This is a genomic window from Clostridium sp. BJN0013, assembly GCF_040939125.1.
Lineage (GTDB): Bacteria > Bacillota > Clostridia > Clostridiales > Clostridiaceae > Clostridium_B.
In genome coordinates this window covers 1,858,644-1,884,293 of record NZ_CP162495.1, presented here as the reverse complement: position 1 = coordinate 1,884,293, position 25,650 = coordinate 1,858,644, and the positions used below count along the sequence as shown (strand labels likewise).

Annotated in this window: 26 protein-coding genes and 3 pseudogenes; 5 read left to right on the top strand and 24 right to left on the bottom strand. The window is 31.4% G+C overall.

Going from position 1 to position 25,650, the window contains the following annotated elements:
- Positions 1-8: 8 nt before the first annotated feature.
- From AB3K27_RS09790 to AB3K27_RS09700, 19 genes and pseudogenes are all read right to left on the bottom strand, one after another.
- Positions 9-407: a Rid family hydrolase gene (locus AB3K27_RS09790; RefSeq protein ID WP_368490999.1), complete on the bottom strand. Its 399-nt coding sequence runs from the start codon at positions 405-407 to the stop codon at positions 9-11.
- Positions 408-489: 82 nt separating this feature from the next.
- Entirely contained in the window at positions 490-1,902 is a 1,413-nt protein-coding gene (locus AB3K27_RS09785; RefSeq protein ID WP_368490998.1) for an aspartate ammonia-lyase, read from the bottom strand.
- Between the two features lie 28 nt (positions 1,903-1,930).
- Positions 1,931-3,052 (bottom strand): NAD(P)/FAD-dependent oxidoreductase, encoded by a 1,122-nt coding sequence (locus tag AB3K27_RS09780; protein WP_368490997.1) that lies wholly within the window; start codon positions 3,050-3,052, stop codon positions 1,931-1,933.
- A 13-nt stretch (positions 3,053-3,065) separates the two neighbouring features.
- The gene (locus AB3K27_RS09775; protein WP_368490996.1) at positions 3,066-3,392 is read right to left on the bottom strand and encodes a (2Fe-2S)-binding protein; all 327 of its coding nucleotides are present in this window, start codon (positions 3,390-3,392) and stop codon (positions 3,066-3,068) included.
- A 21-nt stretch (positions 3,393-3,413) separates the two neighbouring features.
- Positions 3,414-5,003, bottom strand: a complete 1,590-nt coding sequence (locus AB3K27_RS09770) for an FAD-dependent oxidoreductase (protein WP_368490995.1) — start codon at positions 5,001-5,003, stop codon at positions 3,414-3,416.
- Positions 5,004-5,014: 11 nt separating this feature from the next.
- Positions 5,015-5,323 carry a (2Fe-2S)-binding protein gene (locus AB3K27_RS09765; protein WP_368490994.1) on the bottom strand — a complete coding sequence of 103 codons (309 nt, stop codon included), beginning with the start codon at positions 5,321-5,323 and terminating at the stop codon, positions 5,015-5,017.
- 10 nt (positions 5,324-5,333) lie between these two features.
- Entirely contained in the window at positions 5,334-6,662 is a 1,329-nt protein-coding gene (locus tag AB3K27_RS09760; protein WP_368490993.1) for an FMN-binding glutamate synthase family protein, read from the bottom strand.
- Positions 6,623-7,375: a glutamate synthase gene (locus AB3K27_RS09755; protein WP_368490992.1), complete on the bottom strand. Its 753-nt coding sequence runs from the start codon at positions 7,373-7,375 to the stop codon at positions 6,623-6,625. Before AB3K27_RS09755 ends, AB3K27_RS09760 begins: the two co-directional genes overlap by 40 nt.
- Positions 7,363-8,259: a glutamine amidotransferase gene (locus AB3K27_RS09750; protein ID WP_368490991.1), complete on the bottom strand. Its 897-nt coding sequence runs from the start codon at positions 8,257-8,259 to the stop codon at positions 7,363-7,365. Before AB3K27_RS09750 ends, AB3K27_RS09755 begins: the two co-directional genes overlap by 13 nt.
- Positions 8,260-8,294: 35 nt before the next feature.
- Entirely contained in the window at positions 8,295-9,677 is a 1,383-nt protein-coding gene (locus AB3K27_RS09745) for a glutamine synthetase family protein (RefSeq protein ID WP_368490990.1), read from the bottom strand.
- A gap of 71 nt (positions 9,678-9,748) precedes the next feature.
- Positions 9,749-10,393 carry a TetR/AcrR family transcriptional regulator gene (locus AB3K27_RS09740; protein ID WP_368490989.1) on the bottom strand — a complete coding sequence of 215 codons (645 nt, stop codon included), beginning with the start codon at positions 10,391-10,393 and terminating at the stop codon, positions 9,749-9,751.
- Positions 10,394-10,407: 14 nt separating this feature from the next.
- Positions 10,408-11,127 carry a type 1 glutamine amidotransferase gene (locus tag AB3K27_RS09735; protein WP_368490988.1) on the bottom strand — a complete coding sequence of 240 codons (720 nt, stop codon included), beginning with the start codon at positions 11,125-11,127 and terminating at the stop codon, positions 10,408-10,410.
- 65 nt (positions 11,128-11,192) lie between these two features.
- On the bottom strand, positions 11,193-12,623 hold the full coding sequence (locus AB3K27_RS09730; RefSeq protein WP_368490987.1) for an APC family permease: 1,431 nt from the start codon (positions 12,621-12,623) through the stop codon (positions 11,193-11,195).
- Positions 12,624-13,256: 633 nt separating this feature from the next.
- Positions 13,257-13,463 (bottom strand): hypothetical protein, encoded by a 207-nt coding sequence (locus AB3K27_RS09725; protein ID WP_368490986.1) that lies wholly within the window; start codon positions 13,461-13,463, stop codon positions 13,257-13,259.
- Between the two features lie 100 nt (positions 13,464-13,563).
- Positions 13,564-13,872, bottom strand: a pseudogene (locus AB3K27_RS09720) (alpha/beta fold hydrolase); the annotation flags it as partial.
- Positions 13,873-14,179: 307 nt separating this feature from the next.
- Positions 14,180-14,983 (bottom strand): ExeA family protein, encoded by an 804-nt coding sequence (locus tag AB3K27_RS09715; protein ID WP_368490985.1) that lies wholly within the window; start codon positions 14,981-14,983, stop codon positions 14,180-14,182.
- A 1-nt stretch (position 14,984) separates the two neighbouring features.
- Positions 14,985-16,238, bottom strand: a complete 1,254-nt coding sequence (locus tag AB3K27_RS09710) for a DDE-type integrase/transposase/recombinase (protein WP_368488021.1) — start codon at positions 16,236-16,238, stop codon at positions 14,985-14,987.
- Positions 16,239-16,624: 386 nt separating this feature from the next.
- Positions 16,625-16,921: pseudogene (locus AB3K27_RS09705) on the bottom strand (DUF6431 domain-containing protein); the annotation flags it as partial.
- A gap of 224 nt (positions 16,922-17,145) precedes the next feature.
- Positions 17,146-17,730 (bottom strand): TetR/AcrR family transcriptional regulator, encoded by a 585-nt coding sequence (locus AB3K27_RS09700; protein ID WP_368490984.1) that lies wholly within the window; start codon positions 17,728-17,730, stop codon positions 17,146-17,148.
- Positions 17,731-18,012: 282 nt separating this feature from the next.
- Here AB3K27_RS09700 and AB3K27_RS09695 point away from each other — a divergent pair, with 282 nt between their 5' ends.
- Genes AB3K27_RS09695 through AB3K27_RS09680 form a run of 4 tightly spaced genes read left to right on the top strand, consistent with a single transcriptional unit; the run spans position 18,013 to position 21,825 of the window.
- A complete protein-coding gene (locus AB3K27_RS09695) occupies positions 18,013-19,176 on the top strand; it encodes an HlyD family secretion protein (protein WP_368490983.1) in 1,164 nt (387 codons plus the stop codon).
- A gap of 13 nt (positions 19,177-19,189) precedes the next feature.
- Positions 19,190-20,344, top strand: a complete 1,155-nt coding sequence (locus tag AB3K27_RS09690) for an ABC transporter permease (protein WP_368490982.1) — start codon at positions 19,190-19,192, stop codon at positions 20,342-20,344.
- 27 nt (positions 20,345-20,371) lie between these two features.
- Positions 20,372-21,574 (top strand): ABC transporter permease, encoded by a 1,203-nt coding sequence (locus AB3K27_RS09685; protein WP_368490981.1) that lies wholly within the window; start codon positions 20,372-20,374, stop codon positions 21,572-21,574.
- Between the two features lie 41 nt (positions 21,575-21,615).
- The gene (locus tag AB3K27_RS09680; RefSeq protein WP_368490980.1) at positions 21,616-21,825 is read left to right on the top strand and encodes a hypothetical protein; all 210 of its coding nucleotides are present in this window, start codon (positions 21,616-21,618) and stop codon (positions 21,823-21,825) included.
- Between the two features lie 477 nt (positions 21,826-22,302).
- Here the strand turns inward: AB3K27_RS09680 and AB3K27_RS09675 are convergent, their stop codons facing one another.
- Positions 22,303-22,485, bottom strand: a complete 183-nt coding sequence (locus tag AB3K27_RS09675) for a hypothetical protein (protein ID WP_368490979.1) — start codon at positions 22,483-22,485, stop codon at positions 22,303-22,305.
- Positions 22,475-22,636 carry a hypothetical protein gene (locus AB3K27_RS09670; protein WP_368490978.1) on the bottom strand — a complete coding sequence of 54 codons (162 nt, stop codon included), beginning with the start codon at positions 22,634-22,636 and terminating at the stop codon, positions 22,475-22,477. The genes AB3K27_RS09675 and AB3K27_RS09670 overlap by 11 nt, the downstream gene beginning before the upstream one ends.
- A 547-nt stretch (positions 22,637-23,183) precedes the next feature.
- On the opposite strand from AB3K27_RS09670, the pseudogene AB3K27_RS09665 reads away from it, so the two are divergent.
- Positions 23,184-23,678: pseudogene (locus AB3K27_RS09665) on the top strand (transposase).
- A gap of 199 nt (positions 23,679-23,877) precedes the next feature.
- Here the strand turns inward: AB3K27_RS09665 and AB3K27_RS09660 are convergent.
- The 3 genes from AB3K27_RS09660 to AB3K27_RS09650 all read right to left on the bottom strand — a co-directional run bounded on the left by AB3K27_RS09660 (position 23,878) and on the right by AB3K27_RS09650 (position 25,642).
- The gene (locus tag AB3K27_RS09660; protein WP_368490977.1) at positions 23,878-24,180 is read right to left on the bottom strand and encodes a hypothetical protein; all 303 of its coding nucleotides are present in this window, start codon (positions 24,178-24,180) and stop codon (positions 23,878-23,880) included.
- Positions 24,181-24,200: 20 nt separating this feature from the next.
- Positions 24,201-25,325, bottom strand: a complete 1,125-nt coding sequence (locus AB3K27_RS09655; protein WP_368490976.1) for an IS4 family transposase — start codon at positions 25,323-25,325, stop codon at positions 24,201-24,203.
- Between the two features lie 194 nt (positions 25,326-25,519).
- Positions 25,520-25,642, bottom strand: a complete 123-nt coding sequence (locus AB3K27_RS09650; RefSeq protein WP_368490975.1) for a hypothetical protein — start codon at positions 25,640-25,642, stop codon at positions 25,520-25,522.
- Positions 25,643-25,650 lie beyond the last annotated feature (8 nt).

Here is a 25,650-nt window from a genome sequence, read left to right as displayed (position 1 = left end):
TAAATTTTTTATATAACTCCTAATATTGCATCAATTTCTATTTCAACCAGTTGAGCTGGTCTATTTAATTCCGAAATTCCAACTAGAGTGCATAAAGGTTTTACATCTTTAAAGAATTCCGAATAAGCCTTTAGATATTCTTTAGATTGAGACATTTTAGTTGTATACATTTTAACACGAATAACTTCTTCTTTTTTTCCTCCAGCTTCTTCCAAACACTTTATCATTTTTTCTAAAATATACTTTGTTTGCTTATATCCGTCATTTTCTCCAAAGACACTTCCATCTGATTGTACTGACGTTGTTCCACCTATATAAACAAATGGACCAACTTTTACCAGCCTGCTATATCCAACTTTCTCTTCTAAAGGTGATCCTGAAAACAAATTTTTTCTTTTCAATTCCATAAAAATTCCTCCTTAAATATTATATTTTAATGTTCCATATATATTATTACTATTTTATCCGAACGCTACCTGAACTCAAGAATCACTTGTTATTGGCAAGTTTGACCATTATACCTGGTTCAGTCATTTTGATTGGATTTAATACATTAGAAAGATCTGATCTATTTAATATTCCATTTTCTAGAATAACTCTTGATATTGATTCTCCTGTATTTATAGCTATTTTAGCTATCTTAGCAGCTGTTTTATAACCAACATAGGGACTAATTGCCGTAACAATACCAACGCTGTTATCGACTAACTGTTTGCATCTAGCTTTATTAACAGTAATTCCTCTTATGCAGTTATCAACAAAAGTTTTTATTCCATTTGTCAAAGTTTCAATAGATTGAAATAATTTAAAAAATATTATAGGCTGAAAGGGATTCAATTCAAGTTGTCCTGCTTCTGCTGCCATAGTTATTGTCACATCATTTCCCACAATGTTAAAGGCAATTTGATTTATTACTTCTGGAATGACAGGATTTACTTTTCCCGGCATAATAGAAGAACCATTTTGTACTGATGGCAAGTTGATTTCATTCAATCCCGCCCTGGGGCCAGATGACATAAATCTTAAATCATTTGCTATTTTAGATAAATTTACAGCACAAGTTTTTATGACTGATGATGTTTCTACAAAACAATCCAAATTTTGAGTTGCATCTATCAAATTCTTTGCCTGTATTAAATTTAATCCAGTAATCACTGCAAGATTTGGTACAACCCTAAAAAAGTACCTTTTATCAGTATTAATACCTGTTCCTACAGCTGTCCCACCCAAATTTATTATAAGTAAACTTTCTTTAATTTTTTTTAATCTGTTAATGTCTCTTTTAATAACTTCACTATAGGCATTAAACTCTTGTCCAAGCCTAATTGGAACTGCATCCTGCATTTGGGTTCTTCCTATTTTTATTACATCATAAAATTCTACTGCTTTTAAATTTAACTCTTTATATAAATTTTCTAATTGTTCTATACATTTAATCATCATTTTATAAGTTGTTATTTTTCCAGTAGTAGGAATTACATCATTGGTGGATTGACACATATTAACATGATCATTAGGATTAATGATATTATAATTTCCTTTTTCGTATCCTAAAATTTCTAAAGCTCTATTTGCAATTACCTCATTTGCATTCATATTTATTGAAGTTCCTGCACCCCCTTGAACAGGATCAGTTATAAATTCTTCAAGCATATTACCTGAGATTATTTCGTCACAAGCTTCAACAATACAGTTTTTAATATTATCACTTAAAATACCTGCTTCATTATTCGTTTGGGCCGCAGCTTTTTTTACCTGTGCAAGACTTTCAATAAAAACTTTTTTAATATTTAAACCAGTTATTTTAAAGTTTTCTGCTCCACGTAATGTTTGTACCCCATAATATGCATCCTTAGGTACCTTCTTTGCACCAATAGAATCATTTTCAATTCTAAAACCCATAATGAACCTCCTTGTCTAACAATAAATTCTACCCTTTCGGTTTTAAACGATCATAACGGAAGGCATCAAGTGAAATTGAAGGTTTGCCATTGATTATCAACTCCGATATAAGTTGTCCAACTGCCGGTGATATTCCAAACCCATGTCCAGAAAACCCACAGGCTAACGTAAGTCCTGGCACTTCTTTCACCTTACTCAAAACTGGAACTTTATCTGCCATTATATCCATAAAACCAGACCATGTACGTATAATATTCATACTGCTCATAATTGGGAAATATTTTAAAACAGCTCTGCATATATATGGTGCTGTAATACTTTTATTTATAGTTTTTACCTCATCTGATAGAAAGGGTTCTAATCCTGTGGAACCTCCAAAAACAAATGAACCATGTTCAGTTTGATGTCCATAAAAATCTGACTCTGCAGTGCCAATCATTTCTGAAAACATCTGCGGTTGAGCTTCAGTAATAATAGCTTCAATAAGTTCTTTTCTCATTGCTATATCAATTCCTACAGTATTTGCAATAGCCTTCGATTCATACCCTGCAGCTAAAACTACTTCCGGAGCTTCGTATACATTGGTTTCAGTTTTTACCCCACTGACTTTTCCTTTAGCCAATATAATAGATTTTACTGTTTCACCAGTAATAAATTTTGTGCCTAATTTTAAAGCATTTTTATAAAAAGCCAAAGTTGTTTTCATAGGATTTGCATGTCCGTCTGTAGGACAATAGCTTGCATTTACTACCTCATTTGAAATATATGGACAAAGTTTGCGAAGTTCATCTTTTTCTAAAAGTCTTAATTCCAGACCAGCATCTAAACCTTGGTTAACCACATTCTCAAGTATTTTTAAGTGTTCTGGTGTTTTACCAAGACGAAAGTTCCCTTTTTTATGATATTCTATTTCAACTCCAAGTTCTTTTGAAAGATATGGCCATAAATTTTTAATAGCATAAATAGCAAGGGGTAACTCTCTAGGATCTCTAGCTGATTGGCGAACTCCGCCGCCATTTCTACTAGAAGCTCCTGCACCTATATGATCTTTTTCAATCACAATAACCTTAATATTTCTTTTTGCAAGATTATATGCTATGGCACAACTTATAACTCCACCACCTACTATAATTACGTCTGACTTAATCACTCTATCTCCACCTTTATTTATTAATTCCATCATTTGCATAAGTTTGCATAGATACAGGACGTGTAGGTGACCGTGGAATTGGAACTTCAATTTCTCCAGGATTAATTCCCAACTCCTTTGCTATAATACTTTTCACTAATTTTGTACAAGTTTGTCCCTGACACAATCCCATTCCCACTCTTAAATATCTCTTGACTTCATTCATGTTTCTCATTCCATCATATACAGCTTTTCTTATTTCCCCTTTTGTTATCTCTTCACATCTACAAATAATTACTGAATCATCTGTTTCTGAAATAAACTCTTCATCTAATAATACCCTTTCAATTGTCTTACTCACTATTTACACCCCACCTTTAAATTAATATTTAAAAAATCTCGCTTTCATTGACCATTCCAGCGGAACCTTTATGGTAAGTACATTGGTTCCATCCATTGCTTTTATAGTTTTAACCTCTATAACTTGTGCTTCTCCCAGAACCTTACCTGCTCTATCAAGTGCTACACCTTTATCTCCTTTTTGGGGAAGTGGGTACAATTCATAGGGCATAGATATTGCTGCAAATCCAGGCGCATAATTCTCATCTACTAAGAAAATAGCCTGACCTGAACAGGAAGCCACACACATTCCACAGCCAATACAATTAGAATTTTCATCTACTACCGGTAGATTAGTAATGGTATTCCCAATTTTTATACATCCCATTGAACACGCCGTTTGACATGGATCACAAGGTATATTTTGAGTACATTCTATAATAGGCACAATTCCTCTTTTTCTAACTTTCTCAGAAACCACTCCAGGATATTTAATTACTTCTTTTTCACTCAAATATCCATTTTGCAGAAGATTTTGAGAGATATCATAGCCTTCTTCTGTTTTAGTTAAATCTATTCTTCCTTTATTTTCATGTGAAAACATACCTTGTCTCAACTGACTAAGGGATTCACTGTATTCTTTAAATCTATTTACAAATTCACTTTTTCCGATATATTTCTGATTATAAGATACCGCTGTTCCTGATATTCTGCCTTCTATCATTGCAGAACTTGCCTCTTCAATTGCAGAAACATCACCTGCAGCATATATTCCACTTATGGAAGTTTCATTATACTGGTTACATATTGGAACCGTGCCGCCTTTTTGTGGATTATTCTCCATGTCACAACCTGCCATTGATGCCAACTGTGACATGGGTGACAACCCTACAGCTATACAAATTGTATCTACATCCAGCTTCTTTTCAGAACCTTCAATTGCCTTCCAATTCCTATCTACCTGTACAATAGTCGCTCCTTCAACAGCTTCACTTCCATAAGCCACTTTAATTGTATGTGATAAATAGAATGGTACTCCCATTCTTGCAACTTTAGTAGCATGTACACCATATCCTCCTATTCTCGGTGCAGCATCAATAATTGCCTTAACCATACATCCAGCTTGAATAAGTTGGTAGGCCACAACCAATCCGACATTACCAGATCCCACCATCAATATTTTATTTCCAGGTTTTAACCCATGAATATTCATCATGGTTTGAGCTGCACCAGCTCCAATAACTCCAGGCATTGTCCACCCTGGAAAAGGAACTACATTTTCAGAGGCTCCAGTTGCAATAATAATATTATTTGCTTTTATATGCTTAATTTGCCCGTCAAGCATTACATTTACTTCTTTATTTTGAAATATCCCAATTACAACAGCATTGAGAACAACTTCAACACCCAATTCTCTCGCCTCTTTTAGTAATTCTTCTCCTATTTTGAAACCACGCTCTTTTGCCTTGTGTGCTTTTGAACCAAAAAACTTATGAATTTGTTTAAGTAACTGTCCACCAGGTTTTGAATTTTCATCAAACACAATAACATCCATACCATTAGATGCAGCCTCTATAGCTGCAGATAAACCCGCCGGTCCTGCTCCAATTACAATTAACTCATATCTTTTCATATTTCTCCATCCTATTCCTTTTTAGTTACGCCATATTGCGTTTGTATTTTCATTCCTTCTTTTAATAAGGTCACACATGTTCTAACATTTGGCTTCCCATCTACAATCATTACACAATCAGTACACCTACCTATAGCACAGAAAATTCCCCTTGGTTCCTTACGTTTAATTGTATATCTATGAGTCATAATACCATTTGCCTTTAATGCTACTGCTATTGGCTCATCTTCATAGCCTTCTAAAATTTTATCATCAAATTGAAATTTAACTAATTTACCCTTTTGAAAAGTTCCCAATATAGGATGTTTATATATTCTCATTTTCTCCTCCTTACATTTCAAATCCAAATCGTTCTCCAAATACATAATTACTTCCTACTAAAGGTATGCCTGTCATGGCACATGTTTCTAAAGTAAGAGAACGTAAATCTTCTCTTTCAAGATTTCTTAATTTTGTTTTTCCTGCTGCTTTTGCTAAAATTATTGCTTCATCTGTAATGGCTTTGATATAATTTGCAACTCTATGTGCCGCTTCATCTATATCTAAATTTTTTCTAAGATTTTCATCCTGTGTTCCTATTCCAAAAGGACATACACCATTGTGACACCTCAAACACACTCTACATCCCATCGCCACCATTGCAGCAGTTCCAATGGCAACTGCATCAGCCCCTATTGCAAGAGCCTTTGCAATATCTGCACCATCTTTAATACCACCTGAAATAATCAAGCTCATTTCATCTTTTACACCCATTTCATCCAAAGTTTTTACCGCTTCAACTAATGCAGGTAAAGTAGGTATTCCCAGATGATTTGTTGCCATTACAGGAGCGGCTCCTGTTCCTGCCTGTGCACCATCCAATATTATTCCATCCACTCCAATTTTAACTGCTATTTTAACATCATCCCTAACTCTGCCGGCAGAAATCTTTACAAATATGGGAGTTTCCCAATTAGTAAGTTCTCTTAGTTCCTCAATTTTTACCACCATGTCATCAGGTCCAAGGGCATCTGCATGTCTTGGATGACTATGAAGATCTATTCCTATAGGGAGTTGTCTCATTTGAGCTATATCTCTTGTTATTTTACTTCCCATCAAATGCCCGCAAATACCAGGTTTAGCACCAATTCCAATTACAAATTCCAACATATCAGCCTCTTTAAGATTTTTCCTGCTAAATCCAAATCTAGTAGCAAGTATTTGTACTGACTGTCTATATGAATTTTCTCTTTCCTCTGCAAGCAATCCACCTTCACCATTGCTGACAACCGTTCCCGTTAAAGCTGTAGCCTTGGCAAGGGCAATTTTAGCTTCTTTGCTCAATGCACCATAGGACATTCCAGCTATCATAATTGGAGTTTCTATTACTAGGGGTTTTTTTGCAAAACGATGTCCAAGTACAGTTCTGGTTTCACAATTTTCACGATAAGTATCTATTGGCATCCTGCTTAACTGGGAAGGCAGTATCATCAAATCATCAAAATTTGGCATATATCTCGTTGCACCGCAGCCTCTAATACGATGCTTCCCATATCTGGATTTATAATCTATTTCTGAAATAGTTTCTGGTTTCCAGATACCTTTCTGGACATCTTTAGCTTCTATTTCTTTATTTATATTTATCTTTGATCCCATTTTTTCATCAACTTCAGTAGCCATATATTTCTTTCCTCCTCATCAATTTTTTTGGACAGCTGCGGTTTAAACAGTATATATTTATGTCTTCCTGTAGAGGAAGGCCTTATTGCTTTAAAATTATCTGCATCTGTTTTAATATCATACCTGATAAACAATTGATTTAACTCCCCTTTTTCTTCTTCCGTGGTATTATCAACATAGACATTTCCTCCAATTTTATTCTCAACATCTTTATCCTGAGTAAATATCACTCCTTTATACATGGACTCTCCAATTTTCTTTCCAACTTTTCCCAAAATTATTAATTTCCCGCCTAGCGTCATCTGTCCAGCCCACATACCTGCCGATCCACACACTATAATAGTTCCACCTTTCATCCCATATCCAACCCTACTTCCAGTGCCTCCATAAATCACCATAGTACCTCCATAAAAATAACTGCCTGCATTACATCCTGTATTCTTCGTTACTATAAGCTCTCCATCCATCATATTATCTCCAACATACCAGCCTACATTTCCATCAACAACAACTTTGGTTCCTTCCAAGAAACCACCTGTATAAAAACCAGTACTTCCTTTTATCATCACAGTACCTTTTTGAGATAGTCCAATAGCTACATTATGCATAGAGTGACAATTTTGGACAGTTACCTCATTATCTTTTTCAAAACATTCTCTTATTGCTTCATTTAATTCTTTACTTTTCAAATTCTTAGCATCTATAAATTCCATACTCTCACCTCTCCTGGCTCTATTTCCTCCGCATATACATCTGGGAAAATAGATGTAAATTCAATTTGTTCTGATCCCAATAGTATTGTTCCGTCCTTTTCAAAAATCAGCAGGGGTTTTATTCCCAATTTATCCTTAGCTATTCCAATCTGATCTGATGTGGACGCTATAATACAGTAAATCCCATCAAATTGATCTGAAGCATAATGCAGGGCTCCCTCTAAATCTCCTCCATTTTCACTCATTGCATAAGCAATTAAATGACTTGCTGCTTCGGTATCATTTAAAGTCTTAAACTTTGCACCCTTGTTTTCCAATTTTCTTCTGAGATTAAAATAATTTGTAAACTGTCCATTGTGAACTATGCTTAAATCTGAATAAAATGGCGATACAAAAGGATGTGCCGCATTGACATCCTCTGCACTTTCTGTAGCCATTCTTACATGTCCGATTCCATGAGTAGCTGTATTTCTATCAATAGTTTGATAAGTAAGAAGATTATCAATTAATCCTGAATCCTTGTATACTTTCATTCCCTCTCCACAAGAATTTACATATAATCCATCTACTTCGTTAATCTCCTGGTGCAATTTTTCTATATAATCTTTTTTGATATTTAAAATTATCTCAGAGTAAAAAATATTATTTCTACTCTCCGTTATCTTTTCTCTACTAATTGAAGCATATTTCTCTACAATTTGAACCAGAGTATCATGCAAACCCTTTCTTCCTTCTGTAACTCTCAACAAAATTTCTTTACCCATGCCATATACAGCTATACCACTGGCATCTGGTCCTCTATGCTGGATTAATGAAAGCATGTTTATTAAAGTTGAAGCAACATCCATTCCACCTTTATTTATTATTCCTGCTATACCACACATTTTTCTTCCTCCAAATATATTAAATTTAAATAATTTTATATATGATAAGAATAATTTTTCCATTCCCAGTCGGTTACTGACCTATTGAAGTTTTCAACTTCCATTCTTTTAAGTGCCAAAAATATTTTCATGAGATCCTCTCCTGCCATATCACAAAGGAATTTATCATCCTCAATAAGTTTTAAAGATTCTTCCAGACTTCTAGGTACATATTCTACCTGTTTCTCCTCATCATGGTATAAATCGGACTTTATTACCTCCGGCGGATCAAGCTTGTTTATTATTCCGTCCAATCCTGCCGCCAGTATTCCCCCAAGTGCAAGATATGGATTTGCTGCCGCACTTCCTGCCCTTACTTCAACCCTTGTTGCACCCTTTCTCTCATCTGGAATTCTTATATAAGTAGTTCTATTATCATATCCCCAGCCAATATGGCATGGTGCGAAAGAATCTGGACAATACCTTTTATAGCAGTTTATCGTAGGTGCCAAAAATGCTACTAAAGCCTTAGCATGTTTGAGCACACCAGCTATAAAATGTTTCATAGTTTCAGATATACCCTCCGAGTCACTTTCATCATAAAATACATTTTTTCCTGTTTCCAAACCGTTGAGTGATACATGATAATGACACCCGCTTCCACCGTTACCGTTTAATGGTTTTGCCATAAATGTTGCCATCAAGTCATTTTTATCTGCTATATCTTTGCATACACCTTTAAATATACTGATTTCATCAGCATTTTTTAAGGCCTGCCCATATTTCCAATTATACTCATATTGCCCCGGATAAAATTCATGGTTCATGTAAAGTATTTTATAGCCCATCTTTTTAAAGCTCTTTGTAATCTGGGGCAAAAATCCTTTCCTATCTATTCTTATATTTTCGGTATACAAGTTACCAGGCTGATTTGTATACTGGGTAATTGATTTTCCATCTTCACATCTATTAAACAGAAAAAATTCTAATTCTCCAGCTGCTATTGGATTATAACCAAGTTCTAGATATTTATCGATGATATTTTTAAGAAACCATCTAGGCGATATATTCATTGGCTTTTCATGGTAATATATATCACCAAGCATAAGAGCTGTCTTTTCCAGATATGGCAAGACTATAAATGTTGAAGGATCTGCTACTATTTTCATATCATCATAAGTATAATCAAGTTTTCCTTCATACTCCACCAGACTATTATCAAGTCCCATGCAAAATATTGCTGAGGCAAAGGCAAGTCCATCTTTCATGGCTTCGTCTACCATTTCAGAAGGAATAAGTTTAGCACGATTTACACCAAATATATCTACATATTCAACCCTGATCATTTCAATTTCATTGTTGCTAATTAATTTTTTAACATCATCTTCAGTCAACTTTTTATATCCTGTTACCACTTCTTTATCATATATTGCCTTCAAAATTACCACTCCGTTTCTATTTATTTTAATTTGTTAAGAGCGATTAGTCGCTCTCTTTATTGGTAAAATTTTCATCTCTTCTTTAAAGTTTCTTTTAAAGATTCCAATATCCAATCAATTATCTCATCATCATTCAACTTCCTGTTTCCCATGCTGAAGAAAGAATTTATTCTGTTGTTATGATATTTTGCAACTAACGTATAAGCAAAAATTGTAAAATAATTATCAATCAAGTAAGCAGCCACTTCATTTTTTATATTATTGTCTATTTCATTTCTTTTTTTACTATGTTCTACCATCCTAATTGTATATAAACTAGTAGCTATCCTGAATTTTTCAGAAGTTCTTTCTGCAAATCTATTCATTGAACTTGAGCCAAAATCACAATAAATTACAATGTAATTAGGATAATTCTGAATAAATTCTTTTAATCCCCTAAGGAAATTATGAATATCATCAAAAATTGATTCGGATTTGTCTATATACTTTTTGTATACTTCTGTTTCAATCTTATGTGTTATATAGTCAACTACAACAAAATATAAGGCTTCCTTATTTTCAAAATACTTATATAATGCTCCATTTGAAATACCCGCTTTTTTACAGATTCTACTAATACTTGCATGGTGAAAACCCTCTTCTCCAAAAATATCTGCAGCTGCATTTATAATATATACCTGCTTTTCCTCTGATAAACGTTTAAACGCATTTAACAATTTATTTATCTCCTTTAACTTTTTTGTTCTTCAAACCATTGAACTGAATTTATAAATATTTTTTCAAATAATTCATAGGTACTTCCAATTTTTTCGGTTTCTTTTAAAATATTATCTTTTCCAAGAGCAAATCTTCCGCCAGACCATACACAATCATCATATTTATCAATATAATCTTTTATATTTCCTTTTGTATATTCAGGATGAAATTGAAATCCTATAGCTTTATACATATTACTTACAAAGATCTGATTTTTTGCTGCTTCCGTATATCCTAAAACAGTACAATTTTGTGGCAAATTATAGTGATCACTATGCCATAGAAAAGTCATAAAGCCATCATTTAAACTTTTTAGTATTCTATGTTTTTTACCTTCTGTTGTAAATTTTATATTTAGCCACCCCACCTCCTTTTCTTCTGACTTATAAGTCTTCCCTCCTAAAGCCTCTGCAATTATTTGTGCTCCTAAACAAAAACCAATCACACAAATATTATTTTTTAATGCTTCTCTTACATACTCAATTTCATCAGTCAACCACACATCTTCATTCTTATTCCAAATATGTTGGGAACCACCATGGATAATAATTAAGTCTACATCTTTAAATTGAGGATAATCTAAGCTAAAAGCCTTAATTTTCTGAAAACTACTGTTCTTATTTTTCTTCAACCATAAATCAACATTTGTTACTTTAGGCTGATCATTGTCATGTAATAACTCGATTATTTTCAATTTATCACTCCATTTCACATTTACATAATTTTAGCAATATTCTTGAAATTAAATTTACAATTTTTTTACAAATTTATTGCTGTTTCCTCAATTTCCCCGTTTTCAGTGAACTTTTTATTTAACTTAATTTCTTTACTTCTAAATGCATACCATAACATGCCCATTACCATCCATGCTAAGAAAATAAATGGGAATAAATTATTAGGGAATTCCGGCAAAGGATAAATACTGCCAACAATCGGTATCATAAGTATTCCAAAGGAAACTACAGATACAACAATATTAATTGCTTTCAGTTCTTTTATTTTTTTCAAATATACCGGTGCACTTACTACTATCATTACATAGCTGAATAAAAATCCCAAAGTTGCTATAGTTCCTGCCCATGAGAATATATCCATATCATTAAATTTAAACAATACCAGTACTAGAGGAACTACAAATGCACCTATAGAAATCACATTTATAGATTTATAAGGTGTATTATATTTTTCGTGGGTTTTCCCCAAAGATCCATGTAGTATTCCATTTTGTGCCATAGTTAAAACTATCCTTGCACTAGCAGTTATACAAGCTACTGCACAAGACCAAAAACTAATAACAGCTCCAATTGATATTGCAAATCCCATAAAACCAAAACCACTTTTATTTGCTAAATATGATAATGGTGCTGATGATTCATTTAATTTTGTAGTACTTCCTACAAATCCCATCACTTCAATATATGAAAGTACTACAAAGGCCACTCCCACAAACAATCCACTTATTATTACAGCTTTAGGTATGTTTTTTAAAGGATTTTTTGCTTCATCACCAAGAGAAGTAGCACTTTCAAAACCAACAAAACTAAAGAATGCCAGTACCAATCCCAATCTTAAATCATTAAATGATGTTCCCTGTAATTTAAATTGATTGATATCTAAACTGAATCCATTTTGTGCCAACACCATGCCTCCTAGTGTAAATATAAATGCAAGAGATATGAATTCTAATACAAGCATTAATTTTGCTGAAATTTTTACATCCCTGGAAACTATAAACCAAGCACTAGCAATTGCTATTACAAGTGCAATTGTACTAGGTATTTTCAATCCAACCACATCAGCTACTACATTTAAATAATTTGAAAATCCACACATAACTGCAGAAGCAGTTAACATATATGCAATAATTAGAGCCCATCCCGATAAAAATCCTGCCCCTTCCCCTAACGCATTACCTACATAAGTATACAGATTGCCAGGAGAAGCAGACCTCTTGGCAAATTGATTAATATGTAGTCCTACTAAAAATACTCCTGTAGTAGCAAAAATATAAGTTAGCCAGGTTGCATTACCAGAAAAAGCAAAAACTAATGGTATAGCAAGAGCTGGTGATACAGTAGGTCCAATATTAGCAATTGATTGACCAAGTACTTCATAAAAAGATAAACATTCTGACCTAAGTCCAGATTTAGCTGTAACTTTTAACTTTGAGTTATTTGATAAATAATCCATTTTCCATTTTCCTCCACATCAACTAATATATTATTAAATACGCAAATATACTTTGTTTTATTTAATTGTTTAATAATATATTATGGTTTTTTTATTAAATAGTCATATAATAACTGTATAATATAATCATTTAATAAAATTGTCAACACCTTTATTTTGAATATTTACATTATATTCTCTGTTAAAATATATATTTTTATTAATAATATGGATTTTTTATCATGATTTATTCTTTTATGTGACATATCCAAAAACATCAAAAGTGACAACATGTGTTACAAATATGTGATATTAATAGTTACATATATAGTGATATACATTTCAACATAAAAATATTTCTTAAAACGAGTATATATACTATTTATGTATGTTAAGGTAACTTCATTTTTTTTATTAAATGAAGTTAGAGTTGAAACTCATATTTTAAATATTAAAACATAAAATTTTTGCACAACTTATACTGCAAAATTCAAAATACAAATAATATAATATATTACATTTATTAACATAAAAAATAAAAAAATTTTTTATGTTAATAAAATAAATATTTATATCCTAAATAAAAAAATAGGAGGTCGTATCATAAAAAATACAATCCCCTAAAGTTAAAATTTTCATACTTTTATTATTGTATTATATTAAAATATCCGTCTTACTCCTACATAGACCGACTTCCAAAAGTTCATAAATTATGTCAATGAATAAAAATTTAAAAGTCCTGGCAGCATATCGATCATTCATCAATCCTGTAATCGGGACTTCTATTCCCTGTATAATTTCTGGGTGGAAATAGGTATCAATGGCAGGGTCTTCTAAACTTATAAAGCGGACATTATACATCTAAGCTTACCAAACCACAGACGGTTATTTCATTATTTTCACGAAATTCTTTCAGCCATTTAGTTTAAAGTACTATACTTATGCCAAGATTAATTACATATCATTTTGCGTCGAGTTCTTTATGTTCTTCACAATAACGAGCAGCAGAAGATAAAAGCACCTCAGCTTTTACTTTGTCCTGATATTTTTCAATAATCTTCTGAATAATTGCTCCACCCATAAAACAACCTATTATTCCAGTTATTCCAGGCTTTTTATTTAAATTATTTATTTCTCCAAGCATACCCTGCACATAATCGTTTAGATTACATTGATTCAGATTCTCTTTACCATAACTTTTACCATGTACTCTTAAACTAACAATATAATAATCATATCCATGATATGAAAAATAATTTATATAATTTTCCCAACACCATTGGTGCTATGTCAAGAAAAAGTACAAATTATAAAAGTTATTAAGTAATTTTAATAGATTACTTAATTGTTGATTTACACTTTGTTTTCTCCTACTTTTTTCAAACTATTTTATCCTGGCCCAATATAGATTTTCACAATAGAATATCCTTTAATCACAATAAATTAACCAACTTTTGCAAGCAAATTTAACCTATATAAGAAAAAGAGCAGATAACTGCTCTAATAAATTGTGTATTTCTTCAAAGTTTAATATATCTATTATGGAAACAAAGGTACTTTATTTACGAATTCCTCAATTAAATAAGATTTATCTCATTTTGCGCTAACATTACTGTTTCTGTATCAATAACTTTTAAGTTTTTTTGATAGCCTATCATTAAACATTTTTCAATAAGAAAATTTAGTATTCTTGTAGAACCATTACAACAAGAATTTACAGCTTCTAAAGCGTTATCGTTAAATATTTCAGTGAACACTCCACAAAGCTTTAGCCTTGAAGAAATATACTCAATAACTTCTTCTTTGGATATTCCTTCATAGTTATAGTTAATTACAATTCTTTGTTTTAAGGCTTCATGGATTTGTTTTGAAAGTATGTTGTTTAAAAGAGGTTGTCCGCAAAGTATTAGCACAGCATAATTTCTAGAGTCCATATCAAAATTTAATAGTAATTTAAGGTCATTTAAAACCTCTGTTTTCAAGTATTGTGCCTCATCTACAATAATTACAGGTGTGATTTTTTTATCCCTACATAATGAAATAATTCTTTCCTGGATTGCTTTAAACAGATCTATTTTCTTTGAATAGATTTCTACACCTAAGCCGTAGGCGAGGGATTTATAAAATTCCAATACTGTAACAGTAGATAGTGTTAGATAAATAACTTTGTATAAATTTGAGTTCAATGAATTTGTAAAACATCGTAAAGTATAGGTCTTTCCTATGCCTGACTGACCTATAAATAGTCCTATTCCTTTAATATTTTTAAGATGCTCTAATCGTGACATTGCCTGTGAAAAATCTTGAGATTGAAAAAAGTTTTTTTCGCTTAAGCCTTTCTCAAAGGGATTAAACTCCATTCCCCAATAAGCTTTATACATTTTATTCTCCTCCATTGACTTTAGAATAATCTATAACATTTCTCTTAATCTTTGAATTATCAACCTTTTTTAATGGATAAACTGTATCGCATATATTATTGTCTTTGTCAAAAATGAATGCCTTATTTAAATCTATAGGTGAGTACCTTAAATTAATTCTTTGCCCTATATACTTTGCAGGAACTTCAAATTGAAGACAATTTAATTTAATTGTAGCGTCATTACTAACCTTTCTACTTACTCGATGTAGAAAATGGTTATCTAATTCTTCATGTGGTATAAATTTCATTTTATCCATATCTTGAATATATCTTTCTCTAGGGGTTATACTTAAAGAGGAGTGAATACAATTGATATATTTCTCATTTAAGTATTTATTGAAATCTATATTTAAGGCTTCTAACGAAGTGTAATCATTCCAATTGATGCCATTCATCCAGTTATCTTTTATAGTTCTAAAGGACCTTTCTATTTTACCTTTTGACTCTGGACTGTAAGCCTTTGTATGAATTAACTCAATTCCTAAAGAAGCACAAATTAGCTGTAACTGATCATTTTTATAGGTTCCTCCATTATCTACAAATAGTCTTTTAGGAATTCCATATTTTGAAACAGCTTTTTTAAATACAGTCTGCATATTCACCGCATTGTCTTGAAAAAAAAATTCACCATGAAGTATTAGCCGGGAGGCATCATCGATAAAGCTTATCAAGAAAGTTTTCTTCTTTTGTTGTCCAGTAACCTTAATAATAGGGCCATAGGAAGTGTCTGACTGCCAACAATCGTTTGCAAACTCCATTTCATAAGCTTTTCTATCTACAGGAGCTAATTGGCTTCTTTTCAAGTTATTTTCCCTTATGTATCTTAAAACTGTTGCTAAAGAAGTTTTACTCTCTTTAACATATCCTTCTTCAATAAGCTTTTGATAAACTAAGCTTCCTGTTATATAGGGTAATCTTTCTTTTAATTCATGAATTTTTGCAATAGCATTAGCATCAATATTTCTAGGTTGTCCTACATCGGCTCTCGCCTTAGGTATAAGTGCATCAAAACCACCATGTTTATAATTTAGAAACCACTTTTTTATGGTTCCAGAGGAAATTTTAATGTTATGTCCATTTGGTAAAGTATGTTCTTTAGACGCAATATCTCTAAAAAATTGATTTTTAGAAGCAGCTTCATAAGTTTCATTTACTAAAGGAGCTATTAAAGAGAATCTAAAAAGAGCTATGGCTTGTTTTCCTTTATCTTTCACAATGAAAAACCTCCTTAAAATATATTTGATTTGATATTACCAGGACAAGCTATCAAATTCTATTCAAGAGTTATGTGGGTTGGAAAAAGTACTCAGTAGAAGCCCCCAATATAAATTGGACGAGGTAAAACATTTTGAAACTTAAGCATTAGAAATATCCACTGAGAGTTAAAGAAATATTGGTATAAAAAGTTCCCATTCAATTGATAGTTGGCAATTGCGGGTACTATCGCATCTAGAGTAGAAGCCATGGAGGAGCTTAGGCTTCTTAAAACAGATTTACAAGAATTAAGAAATGATGAAAGTTTTGATATAAACACATAAATGACTTGAAAAGAAATAGAGAAATTCGAACTTATTTCCTTAACTTTATGCTGCTTAGAATAATATGCTGTTAGAACCTTTAAAATAAATGAAAAAGAATAAATACAATAAGGTATAATATCATTGGGCAAAATAGCGTGAGTGCTCCTACATGAAGAGCATTTAACCCTTAAAATAAGCATCTTTCTATCTTGTATATTGTCAAATTCATCAATAAGGAAGACATTTCTTTCGTAGCAGCCATGTCTAGTTAAGGAATGTTTTGCGCCACACTTTGGACAAGTATAAATAATAATTGAATAATTTTTTAAAATCCTATCATCATAATTATTGAAATTTACTGTAAAATCTATTATCATAATATTATTGGTTTGAACTATCTTTATAGTTCTATTCAGATTTGGAGAAGTAACTTTGATCGGTGGCTTCTCCATTTCTTATTTTATATCAAAAACAAAGGATAAAAGAATGTTAGATATATTTCTCATATTCTTTTATCCTTTTTTCATTCTAGTGGTTAAATTAATTTGAAATAATAACTGATATTTGAGAGCGTGTAAAATACAAATCTACACTTAATAGTTTATAGCAAACTCTTCTTTAATCTAATAGAAGTTAATCCATGTGCGATAAAATCATTTATCATAATAGACATCTGATGAGGAGAAATGTTTGTCCCATCATCAATCCATTTTTTTACAATACCTATTGTACCAAATATTATAAACACAAAAGCATATTTTACATTTTCATCATCATCTTTATAAATATCCGATGATGAATTTAAAGCATATGAAATAGCAATATTCATTAACTTATCTAGAATATTGGTATTATTGGTAACTATTACTTTTAAAAGATTTAAATTATCATAAACGTGCTGCAACAATACTTCTACACATCTATAAGCTGAATCATGAAACATAATTGGATGACAATTTTCCAATAACTCCTTAAATTCTTTTATTAAATTCTTTTCTATTTGTTCTAACAAATCATAAATATCTTTATAATGGAGATAAAACGTACGTCTATTTAAATCTGCTACATCAGTAATATCCTTTACAGTAATATCTTTTAGTGATTTTTTCTTTATCATCTCACAAAGGCCCTGTTTTATTAATTTTTCTGTTCTTCGTATTCTGCGATCCTTATTTTCCGCATTCACACTATCACTCTCCTATTTTCATAAGACATAATACACAAAATAATATATTTTATGCATTATACCTCATTTCTTCAAAAATTGGTTATTGATACCTAATAGTAATAATAATATAATACGTCATAGGAAAAGGCAATATTTAATATAGAGTATAGTCAATATGATTTTATATATTAATTTTAGTTAAAATATCATTTATACATTATTCTATTTATTTTTAACTTTAAAAAAATGAAATAGCTATATCTAAGTTATATATCTAGTTTTTTTGAAAGGAGAATTATTGTGAAAAAAACTAAAATTATATCATTTGTGAAAAGAACCAAAATTATACCATTATTAATTTTTTTGGCGGTTATAATAGTTATATTTATAGGAGGCAAAGCATTAGCTAATCTTACAGGAGATCAATTGGTAAAAAAAAGTAGTGGCAATTTAATCGTTCAATCCAATGTAGAAATGACTGAAACCAACGTAAATTCTCAGACAGGAGGAGAAATCAAAGAAATAAAAATTAAAGAAGGCGACAAGGTTAAAAAGGGACAAGTTTTAGTCCAAATAAATAGCGACTCATTAGCTGCTCAAAAAGCTCAAGTTGAAGCACAAATACAAACTTTACAAGGTCAGTTGGAATCTGCAGAATCCACAAAAGATGCAGCAATAGCTGGGAAGAATGCAGCAATAGCCGGAAAAAATGCAGCATCATCTCAGTTGGAAAAGGCACAAAATGGTTCCACTTCTCAAGATATAGCATCAGCAGAGTCAAGCTATGAACTTTTACAAAAGACTTATGACAGAATACAAAGTCTATATAACAGTGGTTATTCGCCAAAAGCTGACTTGGACAACGCTCAGTCACAGCTTGAAATCGCAAAAAATAAATATGAAACTGTAAAAAATGGTTCTAGGCCCGAAGATATAGCCGCAGCGAAAGCACAGATAGATCAAGCAAATGCACAGGTGAACCAAGCAAATGCACAAATAGATCAGTCAAATGGATCAATAGAATCTGTACAAGGTCAAATTAAGCAGGCACAAGCATCTCTTGAAGGTGTAAATGTCAACATTAATAATGCTACAATAAAAGCACCATCAGATGGAATAGTTACTCAGTTAAATGTAGAAAGTGGAGAACTTGTATCCACAGGAATGCCAATAGTGGTACTTACAAGCACGACCTCACCTTCAATAACATGCAATGTAAAAGAAACGGATCTCTCAAAAGTTAAGCTGGGTCAAAAAGTTTCTATAAGAGTTCCTGCCTATTCCAATAAAACCTTCAGCGGTAAAGTGGTAAAAATCAACCAAAATGCTGATTTCGCAGTTAAAAGAGCTACAAATGATAATGGGGATTTTGATATATTGTCCTATGGAGTCAAAGTTGAGTTTACAAATATGAACAAACCTCTACATGATGGAATGACAACTTTTGTGGATTTTGGAAAGTGAAGTGAAACCTGATATGAGAAAAAAAATGGCTTTATTCTGGAAATACCTGATGAAAAATTTCAAAGAAGAAATAATTTCTATTGTTCTTATCCTTTTATTACCATCCTGTATTAGCTTTATTTTTGGATATGAATTTAGCGGTCAAAAAATCAGCCGTGTACCTGCTATAATCGTGGATCACGATAACTCCACTTTAAGCCGAAACTTAGTTTATCAGATAAAGACAAATGAATCTTTTAATGTGACTAACTATAGTAATTATGATGATGATGTCAAATCATCAATAGAGAGAGGCGATGTATCCGTTGGCATAATAATTCCTAAAGGATTCTCAAAGGATCTAGTCAACAGTAACTCACCCAGAATACTTGTAATCTACGATGGCTCTCAAATGTCAGCTGTTGGTACCACAAAAGGAACAATTTCTGAAATATTAGGCACCATTAAGGCTGGATATCTAATAAACATAGCAGAAGGTAAACTTGGAATCATGCCAGAAGTGGTTAAAAACGATATTGTGCCAATAAATTATACCTATAGATTTATTGGTAATTCGGTTAAAAGTACTCCAAATTTTATGATTCAGGGAATGTTGCTAAATACTGTTCAAATAGCTATGGTAATGTTGGGAATTATCATGGCACACGGAAAAAAAGGATACCTTAAAATATGGATGAAAGGTATTTTTTCAGCCATTATAGCTTCCATATCTATTTTTTTAAGCATAGGTATCCAAATGAAATATTTCAACTATCCCTATAGAGGCTCTACTATTGCAGCTGCTATTTTAACTATTTTATTTAGCATTGGCATGACAAATGTGGGTATTTTTATAGGAATTTTAAGCAAGAACAAATTAGAAGCATGTACCCTATGTATAACGGTAGCAGCCACACTACTTTTGGCAGGGTATACGTATCCTGTGCTAGCAATGCCTGATGTATTCTCTACTATATCAAAATATATTCCATTTTTGTACTATGCAATTCCAATGAGAGATTTATCTCTTATAGGCTTAAATTTAAGTGATGTATCATCAGATATACTATGGCTCTTAAAATTCGTATATATAATGTGGATTGCTACACTAGCTGCATATATGTTAAAAAATAAAAACAATCATATCAAAAACATACGGAGACATATACCAAATCATAAACTAAATTGATACAGAATAAAAGGAGGTAATACTAAAATGGGATTTTTGAAATTTTTAAAAAGAGACAAAAATTCAATTTTAAAATCTGCTTTAATACCTATTATTGGCATAATAGGTATATGTTTTGTTTTCAGCAAAATATACGTACAGAACATTCCATTTGGAATTGTAGATCTGGATAACTCCACTTTATCTCAAAACATCGTCCAGCAACTTAAAAATAATCCAGGTCTAAAAATAAGTTATTATACAGATTCTGAGAATAATCTAAAACAATTCATAAAAGAAAAAAAGGTCAACGGTGGCATAATAATCCCAAAAGATTTCAATAAAAAAGCCATTGAAATGAAATCTCCTAGTGTTTTAATCCTTATAGATGGTAGCAATATGGTCATCGGGAACAATATTCTAGGCTATGTAAGTACAGTACTTGGCACCATCAATGCAGGATTTCAGCTAAATGTACTTCAGGGAAATAACATGCTGCCTTACACTGCAAAACAAACTTTACTTTCTTTTTCATTTTCAGAACGTATATTATATGAACCTCAATTAAGTTATATGAAATATTTGGTTTATACTGTCATGCCACTTACGGTTCAGCTGTTTTTCTTCGCAGATTTTTTGGTACCTCTGTTAATAAAAGAAAAATCCAGATTTGCTCTTATAAAAATTAATTCAAAACAAGGTCTGAAAGATATAGCCATATTTTCAGCTAGAATACTTATTATCATGTGTATATTCATAGTCTCAAGTTTTATTGGTTTATGTGCGGTAGACAAGTTATTTGATGTTCCTATGCGCGGTAGTATATTGGCATATTTTATATTGATGTTTATATTCCTTATAAATCTTACAGCAATGGGACTTGTTTTTTCATCTATTATAGAAAACCCCATTTATTTTATAGAAATATATGGCATGGTATATATTTCTATAATGCTTACGTCCGGTGTTCCATGGCCAGAATATATGATGCCAAAACCACTTGTAATGGCTGTACAAAATTTATGGCCATTTATGGATGTGGCACTTCCCCTAAAATACTTAAATCTAAAGGGCATTAGATGGAACATCATATTCCCCTATATAAAAAACGAACTTTACTACACATTATTTTGGCTTCCTGTTGGAATTTTATCCTATAGCGCTTCAATTATTTTCAAGAAGCATCAAAATGAGAAAACATCATATAAGGAAAAAAATTCTGCAGCAAAAAAACTTGTCATGAATAAGTAATAAATATTATAATTTTTTGAAGGTACATATGCAAAAAATATATGCCTTCAAATCACTACAAAGATAAATTACAACAGGATTTCATAGATAAGCGAACAGAAAATCTCAAATGGTATCTAACCAATTGTAGGGACATGCCAACGTCTTCAGCAGTTAATGACGTGGGAATCTGGAATGTAAGAAAGGTAGATGGCAATAAATATAAAGTCACTTTTTCTATTGATCAATTGATAACGGAAGGTAACACATAAAAGATGGTAAACTCCTTTTATGAAGTGACAGTTTATGTGGATAAATCTGAAAATATAATCATCATAAAGCACCTACCATTTGCGTGATTTCTGCAAAATCAGGTGCTATTTTTATATTTTCTTAAACAATATGCTGAAAATTTTATTTAACCAAAAATATTCAATAATTCATTCCCCATTTTTTCTAGTATAACTTCTTCTGAATTGTTGGTAATAGTAGTATTACCTCAGTGTTATCAGATTATATGTCATTAAATAAAGAATATAATAGTATACCAATACGTCTATACTTACATTTTGGAATTTTAATGCTTTATATCCAGTTTCAAGCAAGTATTAGCTTCAGTGTAGATAATGCATTCAAGTAATATTTTTTCTCATCTGTCCTACAGTTCCACTTTTACTCATTCCATCATAAACAAAACATTTGATATTATTACGAATTTCTATAAATATACAGTTGTTCAACAAACTATCCTATAAATTATTCATAAGGTCATCTAAAAATTTATTAATTATATTCAACTTTTCATTATTATACTTACTCAACATATTTACAAATTTTCTATTCTCAATTTCATGAAGTTCTCTGTGTATCTGAAAAGCTTTTTTTCCTTCAGCAGTCAATGTATAATAAATTTCTTTTTTGTTATTTTCCAAATGAAGGAATAGGGCCATAATAATTTTTTATATTTTCTATACTATGATAATTCGGATCTTCTGGTGCACATAACGCTACTTTATGACCTCTCTTAATAAATTCATTTGCTAATAATACTGTTCTTGAAAAAGGTCCTTTTGTTTTTACCATCGCTGACATTGGTGTGAGCAAAACTCTCATACTATTCATTCCTTGCATATATATATTTTACTATTTTAAACATATATATGATTGAAACATTGATCCAACTTTATTATTTAAATCAAAGTAAATTGTATTCACTAATTTAAGAACATTTTCAACTAACCTTATCTAAAATAATCCATGAGTTATAAATAAAAAACTATAAAATCATCTGCATCATTTAATATATCACTAGAAGTATGAGATTTTAATACCTCCTGTCGCTTGGCAGTAATTTCTGCTTTTGTTGATATTGTCTCAATTTTACCTCGCCAGTCACGATATCACTTTTAATAATCATGTAGAATAGTGAATATTATTCTACTAGTCGTTTATTGTTCATTACAATTCTAACACTTTTACTTTTTCAAATCAATATATTTAAATATTTAACAACATGTAATTAATAATTTTGTTTTAAAAGATGTGATTATAGATTATGTTTAATTGTCTTTAAATTTTTGTAATTCATTAATTTACAAAGGTTCCAAACTGCTGTCTATATACATATGCTCTGGACTATGGATTTAAAGAGGCAATAGGAGCTGTATATCCTTTTGCCAAAATCCAGAGATGTATAATCCATCAGCTGAGAAGCAATATGAAATATATACCATATTAAGGATAAAAAGGCATTTGCAAAAGACCTAAAAGCTGTCTATGGTGCAGTAAATGAAGATGCTGCACTTGAGAATCTCATGGATGCAACAGAAAAATGGGAAAGTAAATACCCGAATGCTAAAAAAGTTGGGAAGACAACTGGGCTAACCTTGCAACTTTCTTCATATTTCCTGATTATATCCGTAAGATTATGTATACTACAAATGTCATAGAGAGTCTTAATAGTCAGTTCAGGAAAATAACTAAAGCTAAACTTATATTTCCAAATGATGAGAGTCTCATGAAAATGTTGTACCTTGCCACACAGAAAATAAGCAAGAAATGGACTCGCAGCTATGCAAATTGGGATCTTGTTATAAACCAGCTTACATACTACTCAGCGAAATAGGGACTCTGTCCTGGAACCACTGAGGTTTGTCGCATATGTTCTGCCAGGAAGAGAATACACATAATTATTTTCACTGACCTTGTGCGAACGTACCCAGGTTTAATTTACACAGATCCAGGCATGTTCCCAACATTTATTTTAGTTTCTTCAGTATATTATCTATATCTCTGTTTATTTCCTAATTCTCTGTACTCTTTACTTATTTTGCAGCTTTAAGTTTTGCAATATCATTCCAGTTGCTAGAAGTAATTATTTCCACATTGCTTATATCTTTTCTTAGTGCCATTATATCTCCTTGAATATGTGCTATATCATTATTTGATTTTTCCTGTTCCGCTTTTAGTACATCTATCTTATGTTCCAATGCTTTCAATATTTGAGTATTTTCAGATACTTGGCTTTTAAGTGCGGTTACATCCACTTTAAATCCATTTACATCTGTTTTAAGTTCATTTATATCTGTTTTAAGTTCATTTATATCTGTTTTAAGTTCATTTATCACACGTGTTGATTAACCATTTTTCACCATAAACAAATTTGATAATTATTGATATTTTTAAATAATAAGTCAATGCATACTTGAACTTCGTCTTGAAGTGTAGAATTAAGAAGTTTTCTAACAAACTCACAAAATGATAACTTAACAAATTTGAAATTTTGAGACACATTAACATAAGAAAAATGAAGTAATACATACGCAATTAAAGCTATAAAAAGTTGATTGTAAACTGCATTTTCACTTGTTCCAAACAATCTTTTAACATTCAAATTTTGCTTTATAAATCTAAAAAAGCTTTCAACTTTCCATCTTTCTTTATAGATATCTGCAATTTTTTCAGGTGTAATAGCCATTAAGTTAGTACATACCCTTATGGATTTTCCATAGAAGTCACTAAATTGAACACCTCTAAATCTATTTTCAGTTTTAGAAGAGCCTTCTCCAAGATAACAAGTAACATCCTTGATTATATTAGAATTTTCAGTTCTTAAACTTTTTATGTTTTTTGGATAACTTAGAGTTATATTGTCTTTGATTCTTATGACAAATGCTTGTTTTATAGATTTAAACATATCATATCTCTTATGTTTCCCATAAGCTCTATCTTCTACCAAGATACAATCTGTATTAATAAGTTTTTCACCTATTGGACCATCATGTTTGTTTGCAGTAGTTTCAATGACTTTTTGAGGCATTAAAGTATTTACATTAAGAGCCACATGCAGCTTTATTCCTGACTTATTACCTTTGAACTTTGCCCATTTCAATCTGCCTTCACCAACAGTTATAGTAGTGGAATCTACTGCTAATAAATCTTTTGGTAATTTAAGTATTCTTCGAGTTGAACGATTGCATTTAGTTATAAGAATCTCAAATAATTTCTTAGCTATTTTATAATCTACATTTGCTGCTTTCTTCGAAATTGTGGAATAATCAACTGCTCTTAATCCAGCTTCATTCATAAAATCTGAGCCAGCTCTAAAACTTTTGTATTCATTAGTTGCTGTCGCTATAAAAAATTGAAACAAATCATATACTGTGAATTTTCTTGATGTATCCTTATAGCCTAAAACCGCACATACTGTAATTACTTCTTCTTTTTTTAAAAGTGTTTGAAATATATCAAATATAGTGGTATTATTTCTCATGAGGTCACTCTCCTAAACAGTAGTATTTTTTCTCAGCAAATTAATATTACCATAGGATGACCTCATTTTCATACCTTTTTATCTACGTATTTTGGATAATCAACACTCGTGTTCATTTATATTGTGTTTTATTGGCTGCAGCATTTCTTTCATAGTATTTAATATCTCTTTATCTGTCATTTATAGCACCACCTTTATATTTTTATCCCAATGCGGCAATTAGCTAATACTCCCATCTTCTTCAAAGTAGGAGATAAGCATTGCTGCGCGTCTAGATAAGTTCTTATAAGGTTCAGATAGAGAAAAGCATTTCTCATAAGCAAAC

Excerpts from the sequence above, each read along its gene's own strand:
- AB3K27_RS09680 (WP_368490980.1), top strand. The coding sequence starts at position 21,616 with ATGCCTTCAAATCACTACAAAGATAAATTACAACAGGATTTCATAGAT.
- AB3K27_RS09715 (WP_368490985.1), bottom strand. The coding sequence starts at position 14,983 with ATGTATAAAGCTTATTGGGGAATGGAGTTTAATCCCTTTGAGAAAGGC.
- AB3K27_RS09690 (WP_368490982.1), top strand. The coding sequence starts at position 19,190 with ATGAGAAAAAAAATGGCTTTATTCTGGAAATACCTGATGAAAAATTTC.
- AB3K27_RS09750 (WP_368490991.1), bottom strand. The coding sequence starts at position 8,259 with ATGTGTGGTATAGCAGGAATAATAAATAAAGGTGGAATGGATGTTGCT.
- AB3K27_RS09725 (WP_368490986.1), bottom strand. The coding sequence starts at position 13,463 with ATGTATAATGTCCGCTTTATAAGTTTAGAAGACCCTGCCATTGATACC.
- AB3K27_RS09790 (WP_368490999.1), bottom strand. The coding sequence starts at position 407 with ATGGAATTGAAAAGAAAAAATTTGTTTTCAGGATCACCTTTAGAAGAG.
- AB3K27_RS09785 (WP_368490998.1), bottom strand. The coding sequence starts at position 1,902 with ATGGGTTTTAGAATTGAAAATGATTCTATTGGTGCAAAGAAGGTACCT.
- AB3K27_RS09650 (WP_368490975.1), bottom strand. The coding sequence starts at position 25,642 with ATGAGAAATGCTTTTCTCTATCTGAACCTTATAAGAACTTATCTAGAC.
- AB3K27_RS09685 (WP_368490981.1), top strand. The coding sequence starts at position 20,372 with ATGGGATTTTTGAAATTTTTAAAAAGAGACAAAAATTCAATTTTAAAA.
- AB3K27_RS09655 (WP_368490976.1), bottom strand. The coding sequence starts at position 25,325 with ATGAGAAATAATACCACTATATTTGATATATTTCAAACACTTTTAAAA.
- AB3K27_RS09770 (WP_368490995.1), bottom strand. The coding sequence starts at position 5,003 with ATGAAAAGATATGAGTTAATTGTAATTGGAGCAGGACCGGCGGGTTTA.
- AB3K27_RS09765 (WP_368490994.1), bottom strand. The coding sequence starts at position 5,323 with ATGAGAATATATAAACATCCTATATTGGGAACTTTTCAAAAGGGTAAA.
- AB3K27_RS09760 (WP_368490993.1), bottom strand. The coding sequence starts at position 6,662 with ATGGCTACTGAAGTTGATGAAAAAATGGGATCAAAGATAAATATAAAT.
- AB3K27_RS09730 (WP_368490987.1), bottom strand. The coding sequence starts at position 12,623 with ATGGATTATTTATCAAATAACTCAAAGTTAAAAGTTACAGCTAAATCT.
- AB3K27_RS09670 (WP_368490978.1), bottom strand. The coding sequence starts at position 22,636 with ATGGTAAAAACAAAAGGACCTTTTTCAAGAACAGTATTATTAGCAAAT.
- AB3K27_RS09755 (WP_368490992.1), bottom strand. The coding sequence starts at position 7,375 with ATGGAATTTATAGATGCTAAGAATTTGAAAAGTAAAGAATTAAATGAA.